Genomic DNA, 18,490 nt, shown 5'->3' with positions numbered 1-18,490 from the left:
AAATGGTCGCTGACCCAGTACTGCTTCAGGCCGTCGCCGAGCTGTTCCCCAACGGGATCAGCCGGTACGCCGTCGGCGGGCTGCTCGTCGGCCTCGGGACCGTCGTCATCTACGTCGGGACCGGCATCCCGGCCGGGGCGAGCACGTTCCTGGAGTCGACGCTGTCGTACGTCTCCGACCAGTCGCGGTTCCAGCGGTACGTCGGCTCGCGGGACTGGCGGCTCGTGTTCACGGCCGGGATCGTCCTGGGCGCGCTCGCGTTCGCCGCGACGGTCCAGTCCGGCGTGGTCACGACCTCGCTGTACGAGCCCGGAACGACCGGTCAGCTCTACGAGGTCGCCGGCGTGACGCTGTGGACGACGGACGTCCAGCCGTGGCGGCTGTTCCTCGGCGGGATCTTGGTCGGTATCGGGACCCGCGTCGGGAAGGGGTGTACGTCCGGACACGGCGTCTGCGGCGTCGGCTCGGCGTCGAAGACGTCGCTGGCCGGCGTCGCGACGTTCCTGACCGTGGCGATCGGGACCGCGCAGGTCGTCGCCGCGTTGGGGGTGAGTCCGTGATGCGCGAGACGCGAGGGGCGAACGGAGTGAGCGCCTCGGAGGGCGAACGGCGAACGGACGTGAGCCGTGAGCAGCGCGCGTCTCGAACTGCGCGAACGGGAGCGACCGGAGGGAGCGACACGTGAGCGACGACCGTCATCCCCTGTTCAAGCCGCTGGTGTTCGTCGGCGGGCTGATCTTCGGGTTCGGGCTCGGCTTCAGCCACATGGCGCGGCCGGAGGTCGTGGTGAACTTCCTGCTGTTCGAGGACCTCGGCCTGCCGTTCGTGATGTTCGGGGCTGCGATCGTCTCCGGGATCGCGTTCGCGCTGCTGCCGCGGATCCGGGACGCCGCGCCCCTCACGGGGAGCCCGTACGAGCGTCGGCTGAAACCGTTCGACCGGAACGTCCTCGTCGGCGGCGCCGTCTTCGGCGTCGGCTGGGGGCTCTCCGGGATCTGTCCGGGCGCGGCGTACGCGAGCCTCGGGGTCGGCAACGTCACCATCCTCTGGGCGCTCGGCGGGATGTTCGTCGGCGCGTACGCGCAGGGGTACTGGCGGAGCCGGAGCGAGGCCCGCGACGCCGCCCCGGCGGGCGCGGACTGACACGCCCCCTCCATGGACCCCGCTCTCATCGCCCTCTTCGTCGGCGCGGCGCTCGCCAGCCTGTTCATGGCGTGGGTGATCGGCGCCGGGTCGAGCGGCGCGACCCCGTTCGCCCCCGCCGTCGGCGCGAACGCCATCGGGACGATGCGGGCCGCCCTCCTGGTCGGCGTCTTCGGCTTCGTCGGCGCCGTCACGCAGGGCGGCAACGTCTCGGAGGCCGTCGGCAGCGGCCTCGTCGGCGGCATCAGTCTGCCCGTCGCCGGCGTCATCCTCGTGCTCTTGCTGGGCGCGGGGCTGATGGCGGTCGGCATCGTCACCGGGATCCCGATCGCGACCGCGTTCACCGTGACCGGCGCCGTCATCGGCGTCGGCCTCGCGCTGGGCGGGACGCCGGTCTGGGCGAAGTACCAACAGATCGGCGCCGTCTGGCTGCTGACGCCGTTCGTCGGCGGCGGCATCGCCTTCGGGATCGCCTCGGTCCTCCCGCGACCCGGGGTCGCCGAGCGGTACAGCGTCCCGGTCCTCGCCGGCCTCGTCGGCGCCGTCCTCGTGAACGTCCGGTTCAGCTTCCTCGGCGAGGGGGCCGCGCCGGGGACCGTCAGCGGACTCGCGCAGCGGACCCTCTCGGTCGACGGCCTCGCGTCGGCGGCCGCGATCACCGGCCTCGCCGCGCTGGCGATCGCGACCGTCGTCTGGTGGGACGTGAGCCGCGACGAAGCGGGCGGGCTGCGGCGCGTGCTGCTGGCGCTCGGGTCGCTCGTCGCCTTCTCCGCGGGCGGGAGTCAGGTCGGGTTAGCGGTCGGCCCGCTGCTCCCGCTGCTCGACGAAGTCGAGATGGTGTCGGCGACCGCCGTCCTCGTCGGCGGCGGGTTCGGGATGCTGGTCGGCTCGTGGACCGGCGCGCCGCGGATGATCAAGTCGCTCTCGCAGGACTACTCCTCGCTCGGGCCGCGGCGCTCCATCTCCGCGCTCGTCCCGTCGTTCCTGATCGCGCAGCTCGCGGTGCTGCTCGGGGTGCCGGTCTCGTTCAACGAGATCGTCGTCAGCGCCATCATCGGGAGCGGCGCGGCCGTCGGCGGCCGCGACGCGGTGGACGCCGAGAAGATCCTGACGACCGTGGGGGCGTGGGCCGGCTCGTTCGCCGTCTCGTTCGCGCTCGCGTACGCCGTCGCGGCGCTCGCTTTATAAGCGAGCCACGCCGCGGCGTCGTTTCTTTATAAATACCCGAAGCGGTAGCAGCGGCGCGTGCCTGCGAGCGGCCGGAGCGAAGCAGAGGCCGCGAGTCGCACGCGCGAGGGAGTCGCTGGCGGCCGGAGCGGAGCGAAGGCCGCCAGCGACGAGGCTGGGGAGGCGTGAGGTGCGGTCCCGCGAGCGACCGGAGGGAGCGAGCGGGGGCACGGAAGTCGCAGCCCGCGCAGCGAGCGAAGCGAGCGAGCAGGACCGTCTTCCGGCGGTCGCGGTGCCGTGCGGGGCGGGACTCAAAGGGGCAGTCGCGAGGACGAAGCACGACGACGCAAGCACTGGAACGAGGGAGCGAGCGCAGTGAGCGACCGAGTGAAGCGCACAGCGAGTCGCGCGAGTCCTCGCGGCTGGGGCTTTGGAGGAGTTCCCTGCTGATTCGTCACTGATGATTTATGAGCGAGCGACTGGGGCTTTGGCGGTGTCCGTCACCGAGCCGTCAGTAACTATTTATAAACGAGCGGCTGGGCTGTAGCGGTGTTCGCAGGCGACTCACCGGTATCCATTTATAAACAAACTGTAGGAGAGCTACCGAAGTAGCCGCCACGGCAGCGATCGCGTCACCGCGGCGTGACGATCTGCCCATCGAGACGCCTGCTTTTTTAAGTTGCTCGGGGCGGCGGGACGAGGAAGACGTTCCCCGTCGCCCGCGCGACGATCTCCCCGGAGACGCTGCCCAGCAGGAGCCGCCGGACGCGGCTCCGGCCCTTCGAGCCGACGAGGACCGTCGACGGGGCGGTCGCCGCTTCGACGGCGAGGATCTCCTCGGCGGGGTCGCCGCGGCGGACCTCGGTCCGCGTCTCGATCCCCCACTCCTCCAGCGTGCGCGCCCGCTCGGCCAGCCGCTCGGCCGGACCGGCGCCGGCGTCGCCGCCCGCGCCCTCGTCTTTCGGCGAGCGGACGTGGACGAGCGTCGCCTCGTCGGTCGCGTGACGGAGGTACGAGAACGCGTCGAACGCGCGGGCGGCGTGCTCGGAGAAGTCCGTCGCGAAGAGTATCCGCCGAAAGAGGTGCTCGCGGCGGACGTCGGGGTCGTCGACCGCCCGCTCGACGCGGTTGACTAACAGCGGGACGACGGTGGTCCGCGCGAGGTTGCGCGCGGTCGAGCCGACGACCCGGTTCTCCAGCGGGCTCCGTCCCCGCGACCCGACGACCGAGAGGTCGGCGTGGACGGTCTCGGCGATGTCGTTGAGACGGCGGTGCGGCGTCCCGCGGACGACGTGCGTCTCGACGTCGAACCCCGCGGCCTCGATCACCGCCCGGTACCTGTCGAGCCCCCGGCGCCGCCGCGCCTCGAAGTCGACGCCCGGCGTCGCGGCGTGGACGTTCCCCGGAACGACCGTGACGAGGTGGACCGTCCGAACGCCGATGCGGCCCAGACAGTCCAGACACGTCTCGTTCTCGATGGTCGCCTCGCTGGCGGCCGACAGGTCGGTCGCGCACAGGGCCCGCATGTCGACGCCTTGGGCGGGCGGCGACAACACGGTTGCGCTCGACTCGAAAGGCGGGCGGCCGAAGACGTGCGGCCGAAGACGTGGGGCGACCGCAACGCGGACGACGCACGGGGCCGCCGAGCGCGAAAACCTCTCCGTAAGTTATCGGTACTCCGACCGAGGTTACCGGAATATAGTATTGTACAGTCAGCCCAAAACCGTTATAGGCACGAAGCGGGTAGGAGAGAGTGAGCAGAAATGTGCCAAAAGCGAATTTCCGCGTTCGGAAGTCGGAGGGAGAGTCGATGGCAGGACTAGAGATACCCACCTGGGACCCGGAGACGGCCCTGCTTATCGGCGCGATCCTCCTCGAAGCGTTCGTGCTGTACGTGGGCTACGGCGGCCTCGAACGGCTCGTCGGGCCGTACCTAATGGACCTCATCGTCGGGGGTGACGCGAGTGCTCGGTAGCCTTCTCAGCGGGCCCGGATTCCTGGGGACGAGCCCCGAGATGCTCGCCCTGTTCGCCGGGTTCGGCCTCGTCGTCGGCGTCCTGTTCGGGTTCTTCGGCATGGGGGGGTCGTTCCTCGTCACGCCGGCCCTGCTCATGTTGGACTACCCGGCGCCCGTCGCGGTCGGGAGCGGGATGGCGTTCGTCTTCGGGACGGCCGTCATCGCGACGCTGAAACACCACGACCTCGGGCAGGTGGACTACAAGCTCGGCGTGATCATGATTACGGGGACGACCATCGGCATCGAGGCCGGCCGCGCCAGCGTCTACTACCTCGAATCGATGGGACTCGCCGGCGGCGTCATCAGCGTCGCCTACGTCGTCCTGCTCGGCGGCGTCGGGGCGATGGTCACCCGCGACGCCCTGAAGGGCGACGGCGGGGGCGGCGTCGACCACGAGGCCGCCGACAAGGACCTCGACGAGTACGAGATCCCCGAGATCGCGAAGAAGATCCAACGGACCGTCCGGATCCCGCCGATGGTGACGCTCCGCGGCGACGTCAGCGTCTCCGTGTGGGTCATCACGGCCGTCGCCTTCGCGACCGGCGTCCTGTCCGGATTCCTCGGCGTCGGCGGCGGGTTCATCCGGATGCCCGCGATGATCTACGCGATCGGCGTCCCGGTGCCCGTCGCGGTCGGGACCGACCTCTTCGAGATCGTCTTCTCCGGCGGGCTCGGGAGCTACCTCTACGGACAGGGCGGCGGCGTGAACCTCGGCATCGTCGCCCCGCTGCTGTTCGGGAGCGCGCTGGGCGCGCGCGTCGGCTCGGCCGCGACCGCCGTCGTCGACTCCGACGAGATCAAGGTGTACTTCGGCGGGATGCTGCTGGTCGGCTCCATCGCCGTAGGCATCGGCGAAGTGGGCTCGTACCTCGGCAACCCGACGCTCGAACTGATCGGATTAGTGCTCGTCATCGGCGCGGCGGTCGTCGTCGCGTTCGCGGTCCTCTACACGACGGTCACCTCGCTCCGCGTGACGCGGCAACAGCAGACGTCCACCGCGGACTGAAGGGCCCCGCCTCGGTCCGCGAGAGTGGGATTGTGTTTATTCTACAACAGTATCGCGAGTCCGGTCGCCGTCGTCTCTCACAGCCCCTCTTCGCCGCCCTCCTGCGTGAGGATGACGACCATCGAGAGCCCGGAGATGAGGAGTAGGATGAGCGTCGGCACGACCGCGTACTGATAGAGCGCGGTCGACTGCGCGCGCCAGATCTGGGTGACGATCGTGTCGAAGCCGGACGGGCGGAGGACGAGGGTGACCGGGAGCTCCTTCATCGTCGTGAGGAACACGAGCGCGGCGCCGGCGACGATCCCGGACCGGGTAAGCGGGAACGTGACGCGGCGGAACGCGCCGGTCGGCGACTCGCCGAGCGTGCGCCCGGCCTCGACGAGCCGCCGGTCGACCTGGAGGATCGACGTCCGGGTGGAGCCCACCGCCTGCGGGAGGAACCGGACGACGTACGCGAAGATCAGTAGCGGCAGCGTCTGGTAGATCCACGGCGCGTACCCGGAGCCGAAGTACACCAACGCGAGCGCTAACACGATGCCGGGGACCGCGAAGCCCACGTACGTCGCGCGCTCGAAGACGACCGCGAGCGGCGAGTCGTGGTTCGCGGCGAAGTACGCGATGGGGATGGCGGCGAGCGCGGCGACGACCGCGGCGGCCGCCGAGACCGACACCGAGTTGAGCACCTGTATCGGCTCGAACGCGAGCGAGGGACGGCGTCCGGCCTCCGAGTTGACCAGCCACAGCCCGAGGATCCACAGCGGCACTAAGAGCGCGAACGCGGACACGCCGGCGGGGAGCAGCGTCGCCGGCCACCGCCACCGCCCGAGCGACACGCGGTCCTCGGTCCGGCCCGCGTCGTCGCCGCTCGTCTCCCGGTCCGAGCGGACCGCCCATTCCAGCGCGAGCACGAGGACAACCACGACGAGCAGCTGGAGGGAGAGCAGCGCGGCGTAGTCGCGGCCGAACGCGTTGTACTCGACGTAGATCTGCCGGGTGAACACCGGGAGCCGCATGATCGACGGGGTGCCGAAGTCCGAGACCGCGTACAGCGCGGCGAGCAGCGAGCCCGCGGCGATCGCCGGCCGGATCGTCGGGAGCGTCACCCGGCGGAACGCCGCGAGCCGACCGTGGTTCAGCGTCCGAGCGGCCTCTAAGAGCGTCGTGTCGAACGACAGCAGCGCGGCCCGGGTCGTCAGGTAGACGTACGGGTACGTGTACAGCGTGATGACGAGGATCGACCCGGAGAGGCCGGAGACCTCCGGGACGCGCTCGACGCCGAGCGGCGCGAGAACCTCGTGGAACTCCCCCTGCGGCCCGAACGCGGAGACGAACGAGAAGGCGCCCACGTAGCTCGGGACGACGAGCGGGAGCGCGGCCGCGACCGACCAGAAGCGGCGGAAGGGGAGGTCCGTCCGGGCGGTGAGGTACGCGAGCGGGACGCCGATCAGGATCGACGCCGCCGTGACGCCGGCCATCAGGAGGAGGCTGTTGACGAGTACGTCCGCGGTCCCGGCGCTGAAGACGAGGTCGACGGCGCGATCGCGCTCGACGGCGACCGCCTCGATGACGAGCCAGGCGAGCGGGAACACGAGCGTGGCGGCGATCGCCGCGCAGAGCAGCGTGAGCCCGATCGGAAGCCTGTCGTCGCCGTCTGTCAGCCGGTCGCGGATCCGGGTTCCCAGAGACATTGTGCGGGGATGGAGTCGGGTTGTCGACGCGAGGGCGCGCCGAGCGTTAGGGGTTCCGATCGCCCGGCGAGCGCGCTCCGACGGATATATGAATTTAGGGCCACCTAAACCCTTCCATGGAACTGACGCGACGCGACGCGGCGGCCGCGCTGGCCGCGGTCGGCGCGACCGGCGGCGTCGCGCTCGGCGTCCGTCGGGCGGCGGACGAGGGGAGCGGCGGCGAGGGTGCGGAAGACGGCGACGCCGGCCCCGCGTGGGACGGAGACGGTCCCCCGGACGACGAGGCGGTCCGGACGGCGATGACCGCGGTGGCGCGGACCGTGTACCCGGAGGCGGTCTCCGGGATCGACGCGTTCGTCGAGGCGTTCCTCGGCGGCCGGCTCGACGGGTCGACCCACGGCGAGGGGATCCGCGCGGCGGTCGCCGAGGTCGAGTCGGCGGCGCGGTCGTGGTACGACGCGCCCGTCGCCGACCTCGCGCCCGCCGACCGGGACGCGCTGCTCCGCGAACTCGGCGCGGACGTGGCCGAGGAGAACCCGGACGGAACGACCGCGGAGCGGGTGCGCTACTACGTCGTGAACGAGCTGCTGCTCGCGCTGTACGCCTCGCCGACCGGCGGCGAGCTCGTCGGGATCGAGAACCCGCAGGGGTACGCGGGCGGCGCGGAGAGCTATCAGCGGGGCCCGCGATGAGCGGTGCCGAGAGCGTCGCCGACGGGCGATCGGGAGAGGCCGACATCGATCGGACTCCCGTCCCCGACGCCGACGTCTGCGTCGTGGGCGCGGGTCCCGCCGGGGCGCTCGTCGCCGACCGGCTCGCGGGCGACCGCGATGTCGTCGTCCTCGACGCCGGGCCGCGGTTCGACCCGGCGGACCGCCTCGCCAGACAGGAGCGGGCGATCCGTCCCTCCTACGGCCGGCCGGACGTGTGGGGCGTCGGCGGCGCGCGCGACGTCTACGAGACCGCAGGCGACCGCTCGTACCCCCTCAACCACGCCCGCGTGAAGGGCGTCGGCGGCTCGACGCTCCACTGGCAGGGGATGGTGATGCGGCTCCACGAGGACGACTTCAACTCCGCGAGCGAGCGAGGCGTCGGCGCCGACTGGCCGATAGAGTACGCGGACCTGCGGCCGTACTACGCCGAGGCGGAGAAGGAGCTGGGCGTCGCGGGCGCCTCTGATAACCCCTACGCGCCGCCGCGCGAGGAACCGCACCCGATGCCGGCGTTCGAGCCCTCCTACAGCGACTCGCTGTTCGCCGAGGCCTGCGAGGAGTTGGGGATCGACATGCACTCGGTTCCGAACGCGCGCAACTCCGAGCCGTACGAGGGCCGCTCGCCCTGCGTCGGCTACGGCACCTGCCAGCCCGTCTGCCCGAGCGGCGCGAAGTACGACGCGACGGTCCATATCGAGCGCGCGGAGGAGAAGGGCGCGACCGTGGTCGACCGCGCCCCGGTCGAGCGGCTGGAACACGACGGCGACGACCGGGTGACCGCCGCCGTCTACGCGACGCCGGACGGGGAGCGACACAGGCAGGCGGCGGACGCGTTCGTCGTCGCCGCCGGGGGCGTGGAGACGCCGCGGCTCCTCCTTTTGTCCGCGTCCGACCGCTACCCGGACGGGCTGGCGAACGGGAGCGGCCACGTCGGCGAGTTCTTCATGGACCACCTGTTCGCGGGCGCGGGCGGCACGCTCGACGAGGAGACGAGACAGAACCACGTCGGCTTCTACACCAGCGCCTGCGACCAGTTCTACGACGAGGCCGACGAGACGCAGGCGCCGTTCAAGCTGGAGTTCTTCAACTACGCCGGCCCCTCGCCGGTGGAGACGGCCCTCACCGGGGACGACTGGGGCGACGCGCTCCTCGACCGGCTCCGCGACGGGTACGGCAACCACGTCGCAATGGGCGGCCTCGTCGAGCAGCTCCCCGACGCCGAGAGCCGCGTGACGCTCGCCGACGACCGCACCGACGATCGCGGGAACCCGGTCCCGCGCGTCGAGTGGAGCGTCGGCGACCGCGCGCTCGACACGATCGAACGCGCGAACGAGATCCAAGTCGATATCTTAGAGGAGCTCGGCGCGGACGTGGAGTGGGTAGCCGGGCCTGACGCCACCGGCCCCGCCTACCACCACATGGGGACGACGCGGATGAGCGACGACCCCGATTCGGGCGTCGTCGACGCCGACTGTCGGACCCACGACCTCGACAACTGCTGGATCGCCTCGAGCTCCGTCTTCCCGACGAGCGGGGCGATGAACCCCACGCTCACCATCGCCGCGCTCGCGCTCCGCGTCGCGGACGACGTGGACGCCCGGCTCTCCGAGACGTGAGCGGGCGGCCCCGGGACGCGAGCCGGGAAGGCCCTCCGGCGGACGCGGGAACGAGCGCCCGTCGGCGGTGTGACGCCCGTTCACACCTGTTTTAGGTAAACCTAAAAGTTCAAGTGCGTGCGAGCGGAGAGACGGGTAATGAGCGACTCAGCACACGCGACGAACGGGTCCGCGACCGCGGTCGAGAACGGCAGCGAGGCGGCCGCAACGGACGACATCGACGCGACGGGCGACATCGACGCGACGGACGGCATCGACGCGACGGACGAGGCGGACGCCGCCGCCGACGCCTCGGGGCCGTACACCTTCGACGACCTCAGCGTCGTGATGGGGACGTACAACGAGGAGGAGGCGATCGCGACGGTCCTCGAAGACATCGACGAGGTGACCGACGGGAAGGCGGAGGTCGTCTGCGTCGACGGCTCCTCGGACCGAACCCCCGAGATCGCCCGCGAACACGGCGCGCAGGTCATCGAGCAGGAGCCGCAGGGGTACGGCGTCGCCGTCCGCGAGGCAATCTTGACCCCCGACCGCCCGGTCGTCGTCACGACCGACTGCGACGACACCTACCCGATGGAGGCGCTGCCGGAGTTCCTCGCGGAGGTCAACGACGGCGCCGACGTGGTGAGCGGCGACCGGCTCTACCACGGCGCCGAGGCGATGCCGGCGTTCAACCGCTTCGGCAACCACGCGTTCGCGGCGCTCGCGAGCCTGCTGATGGGCGAGCGCGTCCACGACACGACCACCGGGATGCGCGCGTACCGCCGCGACGTGGTCGAGGAGATCGGCTGGACCGAGAACACGGGCCTCTCCGCCGAGCTCCTCATCCGCCCGCTGATGCGCGGCTACGACGTGCGAGAGCGCCCGATCCGCTACGCCGAGCGCCTCGGCGAGACGAAGCTCGACCCGATCGGCGGCGGCGCCGCCATCGCGAAGTCGATCGTCACGGTCTGTCTCGAAGAGCAGCTGCGGCGGTTCTGAGCGAGCGAACCGGGGACGCAGTAGCGCGTCGCCGGTTCCGGACGGTGGAGAGGAACGGACCGCACGACGGTTCGACAGGAGTGGAGTCATAACTGCGCCGGACCGAGAGCGGCCACGAGACGGGTCGAGACGCGTCTCGGAAAAACAGCGAGGCGGGGTAGAGGGGTGGCCGGGGGTTAGAACGGTTGGATCTCCCCGTCCATCTCGCCGTTTAACTCTCCGACGAACTCGGTGCGGAACTCCCCCTCGAACTCACCTTCGAGAACGCCCTCGACCTGTCCCCGGAGGTGCGTCTCCTGACCGTCCAAGACTTCATTGCCGACCTCCGTCTGAATCTCGCCGTTACCCCGGAAGATACCGTCGAACTCTCCGGAGACCTCTCCGTGTATTTCGCCCCTGAACGGTTGGGCGGTAACGACGCCTTCGTACTCACCGCGGACCCTTCCTTGTTTTCTCATAACACATCTCGCGGTATACCTGGCATCCATTTATAATTAACCCAGTGTCACTTGTCGCGGAGAGGCGGTGACAGGCGACGGGCGGAGGTCCGTTGCCGGACCGATCGCGAGCGAGACAGGGATACCGATACTCGCACCGCATCAGCGGCCGGATTGGCCGCGTGCAGAGGAGCAGCGGCGGTTCAGCGGTCACCGGTCCCTGTGGCGTCCGTTTCGAAGACGACCCAGTCGGGGTGCGCGTCGGGCTCGTCGGGGAGGTACGTCCCCTCGTTGCCGCACTCCGTGACGAGCCGGCAGGTCGAGCGCTCGGGCGGCCAGACGGCCTCGACGCGCTCCTCGGCGGCGCCCGCCTCGCCACCCTCCGTCACCCGCACCGTCACCTCCTGCCGGTAGGTGAACGTCGCGCCCGTCGGATCGACGAGCGTCACGGTCACAGCGACCACGTCGCCCTCGGGGTCGAACGGCACGGGTTCGGCCGCGTCGGCGTCGCCCGTGGCCGCCGCGCCGGGCAGGCGGACGCCCTCGGGCGTCACCGCCCAGTCGACCGCGAGCGAGTCGCCGGGGTCGCTCACCGTGTAGGAGACGTGGTCGGGACCGCCCGCCGCGCCCCGGCGCGGGTCGACGCGGACCTGCGCGCGGGCGACGCGGTCGGGCACGCCGACGGTCGTCGTCGCGTCGAGCGTCGGCCCCGAACGGCGGTCGAGCGACTCCAGTTTCGGCGTGACGCGCGCCTCCGGGTCCGCGGTCCAGACCCCCTGATAGCCGTAGCGGTACAGGGTGCGGTCCGAGTACGCGTCCAGCACCGCGAAGTTCTCGACGGGGTCGCGGTCGAGCGCGTACACGACCTCGCCGTCGAGCCCCGGCCCGTTCCGGAGGTACTGGAACGGGTGGTTCTGCCACTCGCCGTACGGCGTGGGGACGAACACCAGCGCGTCCTCGAACGTCGCCTCGTCGATCGGCGCGTACGCGGCCTCGTGTTTCTCATCGACCGCGGCGTTGCGCTCCATCGGGTCCGCGGCCGCGTCGACGGCCGCGACGCCGCCGCCAGCGACCGCGAGCGCGACGACGACCGCCAGCGCCGCGCTCGCGACCATCGGCGAGACGCCGCGGGCCACGACCCGCTCGCGGGCCGCGGACAGCGCCCGGGCGCCGGCCGCGACGCCGAGGCCGCCGAAGACCGACAGCGGGACGAGCAGGTCGAAGTGGTAGAACGGCCCGAACAGCGACGCGAGCCCGTCGGTCGGGTCGGAGAGGTCGGCGAGCGCGTTGTGGGTTCCCCAGAAGTAGAGGTTCCCGACGGCGACGGAGACCGCGACGCCCACGAGGAGCAGCGTCGCCGTCCGCCGGAACGCGGGCGAGCCGGCGGGACCGGGCGAGGACCCGACCTCGTCGCCGCCGTCGACGGTGGCCGCGGCGTCGGCGTCAGCGTCGGCGGCCGCGGCGTCGGCGTCAGCGTCGGCGGCCGCGGCGTCGGCGTCAGCGTCGGCGGCCGCGGCGTCGGCGTCAGCATCGGCGGCGTCGCTGGCATCGGCGACGACAGGCGCGCACGGGTCGCCGCTCGCGCGCCAGCCCCACAGCGCGACCGTGCCGCCGACGAGCGCCGTGATCGTCCCGAGCGGACCGGCCGCGAACCACCGGGTCGCGATCTCCTGCAGCGCGTACCGGTTCGACTCCAGCGCTAAGCCGAGCGTGTAGTCGACCGAGTGGCCGAGGATGCGCCGCTCGCCGAAGCCGGGCCCGTCCATCGGCGCGAACACCTGGTACGGGAACGTGAGCGGCGACCCGGTCATCCGGACGTTGTACGCGAGCGTGACGCCGACGAACAGGGTGCCGAACAGCGCCGTCAGCCCCTGGCGCCGGATCGGGCCGGGGAGCTCGCCGGACCGGCCGACTCCAAGCGCGCGGCGGCCGAGGACTGCGAACGCGCGGGCCGTCGACTGACCCGTCTCAGCGCCGAAGCGGCGGACCGCCGACCACACCCGCCACAGCGCGTGGCAGATGAACGGCGCGGCGAACAGCACCGCGGTGTACGGCCGCGCGAAGAACGCGAGCCCGATCGCGACGCCCGCGACGCCGGCGGCCGGGAGCGACCGGTCCCTGACGCTCCGGAGGTACGCGACCGCGAAGACCAGGTTGAGGAACGTCGTCGGCGCGTACGGGAGGAACGCCGACGAGGTCGCGACCGCCATCGGGGACGCGGCGAAGCAGACGGTCGCGGCGAGGCCCGCCCGGCGGCCGACCGCCATCGACCCGATCAGGTACACGAGGGCGGCGTTGCCGGCGGCGATCACGGCGAGCGTGACGCGGGGCTCGCCGAACAGGGCCATCGAGACCGCGAAGGTCGCCGCCGGGACGGGGTTGTACTTCGGGTAGAGCCGCCCGCCGTCCTCGATGAAGAACCACGGGTGGACGGCGTCGGCGAGCGGGCCGGCGTGGAACTCGAGCTGGCCGCCCAAGAGGAGCGCCGCCTGCGTGAGGTAGACCCCCTCGTCGTGGTTCGCGGAGTGGTGCGAGAAGACGGTGGCGGCGATGACGAACGTCAGGAGGCCGGCCGCGACGGCCACCACCGCGGCCGCCACCGTCACCCGGTCGGCGCGGACGAGTCGCTGTCGGAGCCGGGCGGCGAGTCGGCGGGGACGGAGCGACGGTGGGAGAAGTGACACGGACGAGAGGCGGTGGTGACGTGGGCGTGGTGTGGAGCGCGTCGGCGGCTCAGAGCTGGACGCCGGCGTCGCGCATCAGGTCGATGGTCGGTTCGAGGTTGGACAGCTCCGAGAGGTCGATGTCCGGGACGTCCAGCTCGTCGATCGTCGGGAGGTCGCCGATCGGCTCGACGTCGGGGATCAGCGGGTACTCGAAGGTGGAGCGCGCGAAGTAGTCCTGCGCCTCCGCCGACAGCAGGTGCCGGACGAAGTTCGCGGCGAGGTCGGCGTCCGAGGCGGTGTCGACGACCGCGGCGCCCGCGACGTTGAACACCGCGCCCGCGTCGCCCTCGGTGAACGCGGTGGCGATCGGGGCCTCCGGGTTGCCGTCGAGGACGCGCTGAATGTAGTAGTGGTTCGTGAACGCGGCGTCGATCTCGCCGTCGGCGATCTCCTGACACGTGCGGAACTCGTCGGGGTAGGTCGCCGCGCCGCGCTCGACCATCGCCTCCAGCCACTCGCGGGTGGCGTCCTCGCCTTCGAGGATCCGCATCGCGGTGATGAACGCCTGCGCGGAGCCGTACGACGGCGCCCAGCCGAGGTCGCCCTCGAACTCCTCCGGGAACGCCATGATGTCGTCCGGGAGGTCGTCCTCGGAGAACGCCTCGGTGTTGTACGGGATCGTCCGGGCGCGCCCGGAGGTGCCGACCCACTGTTCGGTGCGGAACTCCTGGCGGACCTTCTCGGCCACGTCGTCGGGGAGCGCCTGCGCCCGTCCGGCGTCGGCGAGCGCGCCGAGCGCGCCGGCGTTCACCGAGTAGAACACGTCCGCCGGCGACCCCTCGCCCTCGTTGACGATCTGGTTCACGAGGTCGGTCGAGTTGTTGTACCGGACGGTCAGGTCGAAGTCGTCGTACAGGTCGTCGATGTAGCTGACGAGCTCGCCGACGAGGAACTCGCCGCGGCCGGAGTAGACGGTGAGCTCGCCTTCGAGCGCCGGCATCTCGGCCATCGGCGTGCCGCCGGGGGCGTCGCGGCCCGCGCGGCCGGAACCGATCTGGCCGACGGCGTCACCGACGCCGTCGCCGCCGTCGCCGCCGTCGCCGCCGGCGTCGCTCGTCCCGTTACAGCCGGCGATCCCCGCGACGCCGACCGAACCGGTGGCCGCGAGGAACTTCCGTCGTCGAACGTCGCGTCCGTCTCGTCCGTCGGATTCGTGGTTCGTCATGTGTTTTAGGCTTACCTAAATACTTTTAGTCGTGTCGGTTCAGTCGTCCGCGGGCGCCGGCGTCCGGCGGATCGCGTCGAGGCAGTCGAGCCAGTCGCGCATGTACTCGCCGCAGTGGTTGAGGAACGCGCCGTTGTTCCACTCGTCGAACTCGCCCTCCGCGAGCGCGTCGGCCATCTCGGCGAAGACCGCCGCGTACGAGTCGGCGTCGGCGCCCGCCCCGTCGACGACCTCCCAGACGTGCTCGTTCAGCTCTAACCCCGCCACCTCGTTCGCGAGGTCGTCGAACGTCGAGCGCGGGGCCTTGTTGTGTTCACACAGCGGGTCGCCGTTGTAGATCCGCTTGCCGAGCACGTCACAGGCGCGCTTCAAGAAGAGCCCCGACCAGATGTCGTCGAAGCGGCCCACGTCCCACTCGTTGTCGTCCATCGGCAGCTGGTAGAACGCGGGGATCACCTCGCGGCGGAACGCGAGGTTCATCGAGCAGACGGTGAGGTAGTTGCCGCGGGCGGCGACGAAGTCCTCTCCGAAGTCGTCGGCGGTCGTCCGGGTCTGGGCCTGCCCCTCCAAGTCGCCGTCCATCAGGATCCGGACCGCGTCGAGGTCGGGGACGTTCGTCCACAGCCCCTGCGAGGCGACGACCTCGCCGGCCTCGACGTCGACCGCGTCCGTCTCGACCGTCTCGTCCATCGCCGAGTACGGGTAGCCGCGCGGGTAGAGCCCGTGTTCGTCGGCGTTGTCGTAGAGGACGTTCACCCAGTCCTCGTCGGAGCCGACGCGCTCGATTTCGCCGCCGAAGGCGAGGTTCTCCATGTGGCGCCCGAAGTAGTCGACGTCGTCGTGCGGGAGCGTGTCGTCGTCGATGAAGACGCCGTAGTCGAACGACTCGTCGGCCCACATGTACAGCAGACCGAAGCTCGTCTCGGCGTGGCTCGCGGCCGGGACGACGTGGCCGTACTCCGCGACGCCGTTGGCCTCGTACCACTCCTCGCGGCGGCTGCCGTCGAACACCTCGCCGGAGACGCCGAGGTCGTCGAGCATGTCGCGCATCTCCTCGGTCTCACAGAAGTCCTCGGTGACTAAGAGGAAGTGGAGCCGCGAGACGTCGAACCCGTGGTCGCGGGCGTTCGCGACGTACGCGCGGAGGCACTCGTACTCTCGGATCGTCGGGACGATGACGCAGATGTCCGAATCGTCGGCGCTCGAGGCGGTGGTCGGCATACGCGATAATTTTTAGGCTGGCCTAAAAGCTTAGCGGTCCGTCGTCGGCCGCGTCGGGGTTCCGGTCCGTCTCGTCGGGAGTCCCCGTCAGCGAGAGGTCGAACGCGGCCGCCGCGGCCGCGCCGCCGGCGAGGGTGACGCCGTTCTTCAGCGCGTGGTCGAGCACCGCCGCGGCGAGCGCGACCTCGGGGGCGATCGGCGTCGTCGCGACGACGATCCCGGTGAACGCGGCCTCGTACAGGCCGATCCCGCCCTGCGAGAGCGGTAACACCTTCGCGAGGTTCCCGGCCGAGACCGCGAGGGTCCCGACGACGAGCAGCGTGACGGGGGCGACGCCGCCGCCGAACCCGCCGACGAGCGCCGCGAGCACGAGGACCGCGGTGGCCACGTCCAGCCCCCAGACGACGGCGCTGGCGAGGAACACCCGGGCGAGCGCGGCCCCGTCCGCGGCCACGACGCGGACGGCGGTCCCGAACCGGACCGCGGCGTCGGCGACGCGCGAGAGTCGACTGCCGTCGAACCGGTCGCGGAGCGCCGGCCCGAATCGGCGCTCGCTTCGGGCGACCGCGACGGTGAGCGCCGAGCCGAGCGCGGCCGCGACCGCGATCCCTCCGGCGGCGGCGACCGCCCGCCCCGACCCGTCCGGGGCCACGGCCCGCCCGTCGACGAGCAGGACCGCGAGCGCGGCGCCGCCGAGGACGCCGAGCGCGACTAAGTCGAAGGCGCGCTCGACCGCCAGCGACGCGACGCCGGTCGGGTACGGCACCTCACGGCGGTCGTTCAGCAGGTACGCGCGCACCCCGTCGCCGGCCCGCGCGGGGACGATCAGGTTCACGGTCTGGCTCGCGAACACCGCCGCCGTGAGGAACGCAGTCCGGCAGCGGTGGCCCATCGGGCCGAGCACGTCGCCGTACCGCCGTCCGCGGACCGGCCACGAGGCGACGTAGGCGGCGAGCGCCGCGGCGAGCAGCGTCGGGTCCGCGGTCGCGGCCGCGTCGACGACGGCTCCGACGTCGAGCGTCCGAGTCAACACCGCGCCGCCGACCCCGAGGACGAGGAGCGTGCCCGCGACCGCGAGGGTCCCCGGAGGAAGCCGCTCCCGAAATCGAATGAGGCGCTCGCGGAACCGAGCGGCGACGATGCGCGGGTTCATACACTCGTTTAGGTCGCCCTAAAGAATAAAACGCTGGCGGTTCGCGGAGGCGAGCGGAGCCGAGCGGCGGCGGCGCGATCCGACTTCGGACCGACGCAACACGTTTGTTCATGGAAATCGAAATACTACGCATGAACGTGGACGGGGCGGACGCCGACTCCGCGGGAGACGAGATCCGGATGTGGCTCGTCGAGCGCACCTACTCCGACGACGAGCAGAACATGGTGATCCTCACGTACGCGACGCCGGACGGCGAGCGCTACTTCCGGAAGGAGCGCGCGCTCACCTCCTTCACGGACGTGCGCGACACCACGGCCGCCGTCGACGCGGCGCCGTCGAACGTCGGGACCGTCGACGACCCCGCCGACCGCGAGCGCTACGCCGCCGAGGCGACGCGGATGGCGAACGCGCACGACCCCGACGACGTGATCTGAGTCGCGCGCCGGCCGGGGGACGAACCCGCCCCGCACACCCTTTTCACCGCGCGGTTCTAACCCTCACCTCATGCGCGCTACCCTCGAAACGCTCGGAATCACCCTCCTCGTCGGCGCCGCGCAGGCCCTCCTCAGTCTCGTCGGCCTCTTCGGGCTCCTCGCGCTGTCGACCCCCGTCTCCGTCGCCCCGTGGACGCTCGTCACCAGCGTGTACGCGCACGGCTCCGTCGGCCACCTGCTGGCGAACGCCCTCGCGCTGCTTCTCGTCGGCCCCCTCGTCGAGCGCCGGACGACCCGGCCGCGCTTCCACGCGTTCGTGGTCGCCACCGGCGCGCTCTCGGGCGTCGCGCAGGTGACGCTCGGAAGCCTGCTCGGTCCGCCGTCCGCCGTGCTGGGGATCAGCGGCGCGGTGTTCGCGCTCGGCGGCTACCTGCTCGCCGGCAACGTCGTGAGCGCGACGCTGTTCGACCGCCTGCGGCTCTCCCCGCGGGCCCAGTTCCTCCTGTTCGGGCTCGTCGCCGTCGTCCTCACGGCGACGACGGCCGCGCCGGGCGTCGCGCTGATCGCGCACGCGACCGGCGCGTTCTGCGGGCTCGTCGCCGGTCGCGTCGGGCTGCTCGACGCGAGATGAGCGGGAGGGGCGAGACGCAACCGACGACGCCGTCGCTAAACGCGGTGAAAAACGGAAGGGGTGAAAGAGAAACGCCCTAGCGCTCAGTCTTCGAGAACGATCTCGATGCTGACGTCGTTCGGCACTTGGACGCGCATCAGCTGGCGGAGCGCGCGTTCGTCGGCGTCGATGTCGATCAGACGCTTGTGGACGCGCATCTCCCAGTGCTCCCACGTCGCCGTCCCCTCACCGTCCGGGGACTTGCGCGACGGGATCTCGAGCGTCTTCGTCGGCAGCGGGATCGGGCCCGACAGGGCGACCCCCGTCGAGTCCGCGATCTCGCGGACGTCGTCGCAGATGTCGTCGAGGTCCTCGGGGCTCGTGCCGGCGAGGCGGACGCGTGCCTGCTGCAT

At 71.3% G+C, this 18,490-nt stretch carries 18 protein-coding genes; 10 read left to right on the top strand and 8 right to left on the bottom strand.

Annotation, left to right across the window (positions count from 1 at the left end; all coding sequences use genetic code 11):
- Positions 1-2 precede the first annotated feature (2 nt).
- The 3 genes from DVK07_RS00805 to DVK07_RS00795 all read left to right on the top strand — a co-directional run bounded on the left by DVK07_RS00805 (position 3) and on the right by DVK07_RS00795 (position 2,331).
- On the top strand, positions 3-560 hold the full coding sequence (locus DVK07_RS00805) for a YeeE/YedE family protein (RefSeq protein WP_121595270.1): 558 nt from the start codon (positions 3-5) through the stop codon (positions 558-560).
- Positions 561-681: 121 nt separating this feature from the next.
- Positions 682-1,143, top strand: a complete 462-nt coding sequence (locus DVK07_RS00800) for a YeeE/YedE family protein (protein WP_121595269.1) — start codon at positions 682-684, stop codon at positions 1,141-1,143.
- A gap of 12 nt (positions 1,144-1,155) precedes the next feature.
- Positions 1,156-2,331 carry an inorganic phosphate transporter gene (locus DVK07_RS00795; protein ID WP_121595268.1) on the top strand — a complete coding sequence of 392 codons (1,176 nt, stop codon included), beginning with the start codon at positions 1,156-1,158 and terminating at the stop codon, positions 2,329-2,331.
- 653 nt (positions 2,332-2,984) lie between these two features.
- Here DVK07_RS00795 and DVK07_RS00790 read toward each other — a convergent pair.
- The gene (locus DVK07_RS00790; RefSeq protein ID WP_121595267.1) at positions 2,985-3,836 is read right to left on the bottom strand and encodes a universal stress protein; all 852 of its coding nucleotides are present in this window, start codon (positions 3,834-3,836) and stop codon (positions 2,985-2,987) included.
- 284 nt (positions 3,837-4,120) lie between these two features.
- Between DVK07_RS00790 and DVK07_RS23175 the strand changes: the two genes are divergently transcribed.
- A complete protein-coding gene (locus DVK07_RS23175; RefSeq protein WP_198945726.1) occupies positions 4,121-4,285 on the top strand; it encodes a hypothetical protein in 165 nt (54 codons plus the stop codon).
- Positions 4,275-5,333, top strand: coding sequence for a sulfite exporter TauE/SafE family protein (locus DVK07_RS00785; RefSeq protein ID WP_121595266.1), 1,059 nt, complete (start codon positions 4,275-4,277; stop codon positions 5,331-5,333). The genes DVK07_RS23175 and DVK07_RS00785 overlap by 11 nt, the downstream gene beginning before the upstream one ends.
- 77 nt (positions 5,334-5,410) lie before the next feature.
- Here the strand turns inward: DVK07_RS00785 and DVK07_RS00780 are convergent, their stop codons facing one another.
- Positions 5,411-7,021 carry an iron ABC transporter permease gene (locus DVK07_RS00780; RefSeq protein WP_121595265.1) on the bottom strand — a complete coding sequence of 537 codons (1,611 nt, stop codon included), beginning with the start codon at positions 7,019-7,021 and terminating at the stop codon, positions 5,411-5,413.
- A 116-nt stretch (positions 7,022-7,137) separates the two neighbouring features.
- Between DVK07_RS00780 and DVK07_RS00775 the strand changes: the two genes are divergently transcribed.
- From DVK07_RS00775 to DVK07_RS00765, 3 genes are all read left to right on the top strand, one after another.
- On the top strand, positions 7,138-7,713 hold the full coding sequence (locus tag DVK07_RS00775; RefSeq protein WP_121595264.1) for a gluconate 2-dehydrogenase subunit 3 family protein: 576 nt from the start codon (positions 7,138-7,140) through the stop codon (positions 7,711-7,713).
- The gene (locus tag DVK07_RS00770) at positions 7,710-9,350 is read left to right on the top strand and encodes a GMC family oxidoreductase (RefSeq protein ID WP_121595263.1); all 1,641 of its coding nucleotides are present in this window, start codon (positions 7,710-7,712) and stop codon (positions 9,348-9,350) included. The genes DVK07_RS00775 and DVK07_RS00770 overlap by 4 nt, the downstream gene beginning before the upstream one ends.
- A gap of 327 nt (positions 9,351-9,677) precedes the next feature.
- On the top strand, positions 9,678-10,331 hold the full coding sequence (locus DVK07_RS00765) for a dolichyl-phosphate hexose transferase (protein WP_233565364.1): 654 nt from the start codon (positions 9,678-9,680) through the stop codon (positions 10,329-10,331).
- 176 nt (positions 10,332-10,507) lie between these two features.
- Here DVK07_RS00765 and DVK07_RS00760 read toward each other — a convergent pair whose 3' ends face one another.
- The 5 genes from DVK07_RS00760 to DVK07_RS00740 all read right to left on the bottom strand — a co-directional run bounded on the left by DVK07_RS00760 (position 10,508) and on the right by DVK07_RS00740 (position 17,033).
- Positions 10,508-10,789, bottom strand: coding sequence for a hypothetical protein (locus tag DVK07_RS00760; protein ID WP_004598672.1), 282 nt, complete (start codon positions 10,787-10,789; stop codon positions 10,508-10,510).
- A 182-nt stretch (positions 10,790-10,971) separates the two neighbouring features.
- Entirely contained in the window at positions 10,972-13,452 is a 2,481-nt protein-coding gene (locus tag DVK07_RS00755) for a glycosyltransferase family 39 protein (RefSeq protein WP_233565352.1), read from the bottom strand.
- Between the two features lie 49 nt (positions 13,453-13,501).
- Positions 13,502-14,659 (bottom strand): extracellular solute-binding protein, encoded by a 1,158-nt coding sequence (locus tag DVK07_RS00750; RefSeq protein ID WP_121595260.1) that lies wholly within the window; start codon positions 14,657-14,659, stop codon positions 13,502-13,504.
- A 39-nt stretch (positions 14,660-14,698) separates the two neighbouring features.
- Positions 14,699-15,880, bottom strand: coding sequence for an alpha-1 4-glucan-protein synthase (locus DVK07_RS00745; RefSeq protein WP_121595259.1), 1,182 nt, complete (start codon positions 15,878-15,880; stop codon positions 14,699-14,701).
- 22 nt (positions 15,881-15,902) lie between these two features.
- Positions 15,903-17,033: a lysylphosphatidylglycerol synthase transmembrane domain-containing protein gene (locus DVK07_RS00740; RefSeq protein WP_121595258.1), complete on the bottom strand. Its 1,131-nt coding sequence runs from the start codon at positions 17,031-17,033 to the stop codon at positions 15,903-15,905.
- 131 nt (positions 17,034-17,164) lie between these two features.
- Between DVK07_RS00740 and DVK07_RS00735 the strand changes: the two genes are divergently transcribed.
- Both DVK07_RS00735 and DVK07_RS00730 read left to right on the top strand, forming a co-directional pair.
- A complete protein-coding gene (locus DVK07_RS00735) occupies positions 17,165-17,467 on the top strand; it encodes a hypothetical protein (RefSeq protein ID WP_121595257.1) in 303 nt (100 codons plus the stop codon).
- Positions 17,468-17,537: 70 nt separating this feature from the next.
- Positions 17,538-18,098 (top strand): rhomboid family intramembrane serine protease, encoded by a 561-nt coding sequence (locus DVK07_RS00730; protein WP_121595256.1) that lies wholly within the window; start codon positions 17,538-17,540, stop codon positions 18,096-18,098.
- Positions 18,099-18,181: 83 nt separating this feature from the next.
- Here the strand turns inward: DVK07_RS00730 and rpsJ are convergent, their stop codons facing one another.
- The gene (rpsJ, locus tag DVK07_RS00725; protein WP_004048854.1) at positions 18,182-18,490 is read right to left on the bottom strand and encodes a 30S ribosomal protein S10; all 309 of its coding nucleotides are present in this window, start codon (positions 18,488-18,490) and stop codon (positions 18,182-18,184) included.

Source organism: Halorubrum sp. Atlit-26R (assembly GCF_003666015.1).
GTDB lineage: Archaea > Halobacteriota > Halobacteria > Halobacteriales > Haloferacaceae > Halorubrum.
The sequence above is the reverse complement of the archived record's forward strand: the minus strand, read 5'-3'. Positions and strand labels throughout refer to the sequence as shown.

Coding starts and splice junctions, on each gene's coding strand:
- DVK07_RS00770 (WP_121595263.1), top strand. CDS start 7,710: ATGAGCGGTGCCGAGAGCGTCGCCGACGGGCGATCGGGAGAGGCCGAC.
- DVK07_RS23175 (WP_198945726.1), top strand. CDS start 4,121: ATGGCAGGACTAGAGATACCCACCTGGGACCCGGAGACGGCCCTGCTT.
- DVK07_RS00790 (WP_121595267.1), bottom strand. CDS start 3,836: ATGCGGGCCCTGTGCGCGACCGACCTGTCGGCCGCCAGCGAGGCGACC.
- DVK07_RS00775 (WP_121595264.1), top strand. CDS start 7,138: ATGGAACTGACGCGACGCGACGCGGCGGCCGCGCTGGCCGCGGTCGGC.
- DVK07_RS00805 (WP_121595270.1), top strand. CDS start 3: ATGGTCGCTGACCCAGTACTGCTTCAGGCCGTCGCCGAGCTGTTCCCC.
- DVK07_RS00760 (WP_004598672.1), bottom strand. CDS start 10,789: ATGAGAAAACAAGGAAGGGTCCGCGGTGAGTACGAAGGCGTCGTTACC.
- DVK07_RS00795 (WP_121595268.1), top strand. CDS start 1,156: ATGGACCCCGCTCTCATCGCCCTCTTCGTCGGCGCGGCGCTCGCCAGC.
- DVK07_RS00745 (WP_121595259.1), bottom strand. CDS start 15,880: ATGCCGACCACCGCCTCGAGCGCCGACGATTCGGACATCTGCGTCATC.
- DVK07_RS00735 (WP_121595257.1), top strand. CDS start 17,165: ATGAACGTGGACGGGGCGGACGCCGACTCCGCGGGAGACGAGATCCGG.
- DVK07_RS00750 (WP_121595260.1), bottom strand. CDS start 14,659: ATGACGAACCACGAATCCGACGGACGAGACGGACGCGACGTTCGACGA.
- rpsJ (WP_004048854.1), bottom strand. CDS start 18,490: ATGCAGCAGGCACGCGTCCGCCTCGCCGGCACGAGCCCCGAGGACCTC.
- DVK07_RS00780 (WP_121595265.1), bottom strand. CDS start 7,021: ATGTCTCTGGGAACCCGGATCCGCGACCGGCTGACAGACGGCGACGAC.
- DVK07_RS00765 (WP_233565364.1), top strand. CDS start 9,678: ATGGGGACGTACAACGAGGAGGAGGCGATCGCGACGGTCCTCGAAGAC.
- DVK07_RS00730 (WP_121595256.1), top strand. CDS start 17,538: ATGCGCGCTACCCTCGAAACGCTCGGAATCACCCTCCTCGTCGGCGCC.
- DVK07_RS00740 (WP_121595258.1), bottom strand. CDS start 17,033: ATGAACCCGCGCATCGTCGCCGCTCGGTTCCGCGAGCGCCTCATTCGA.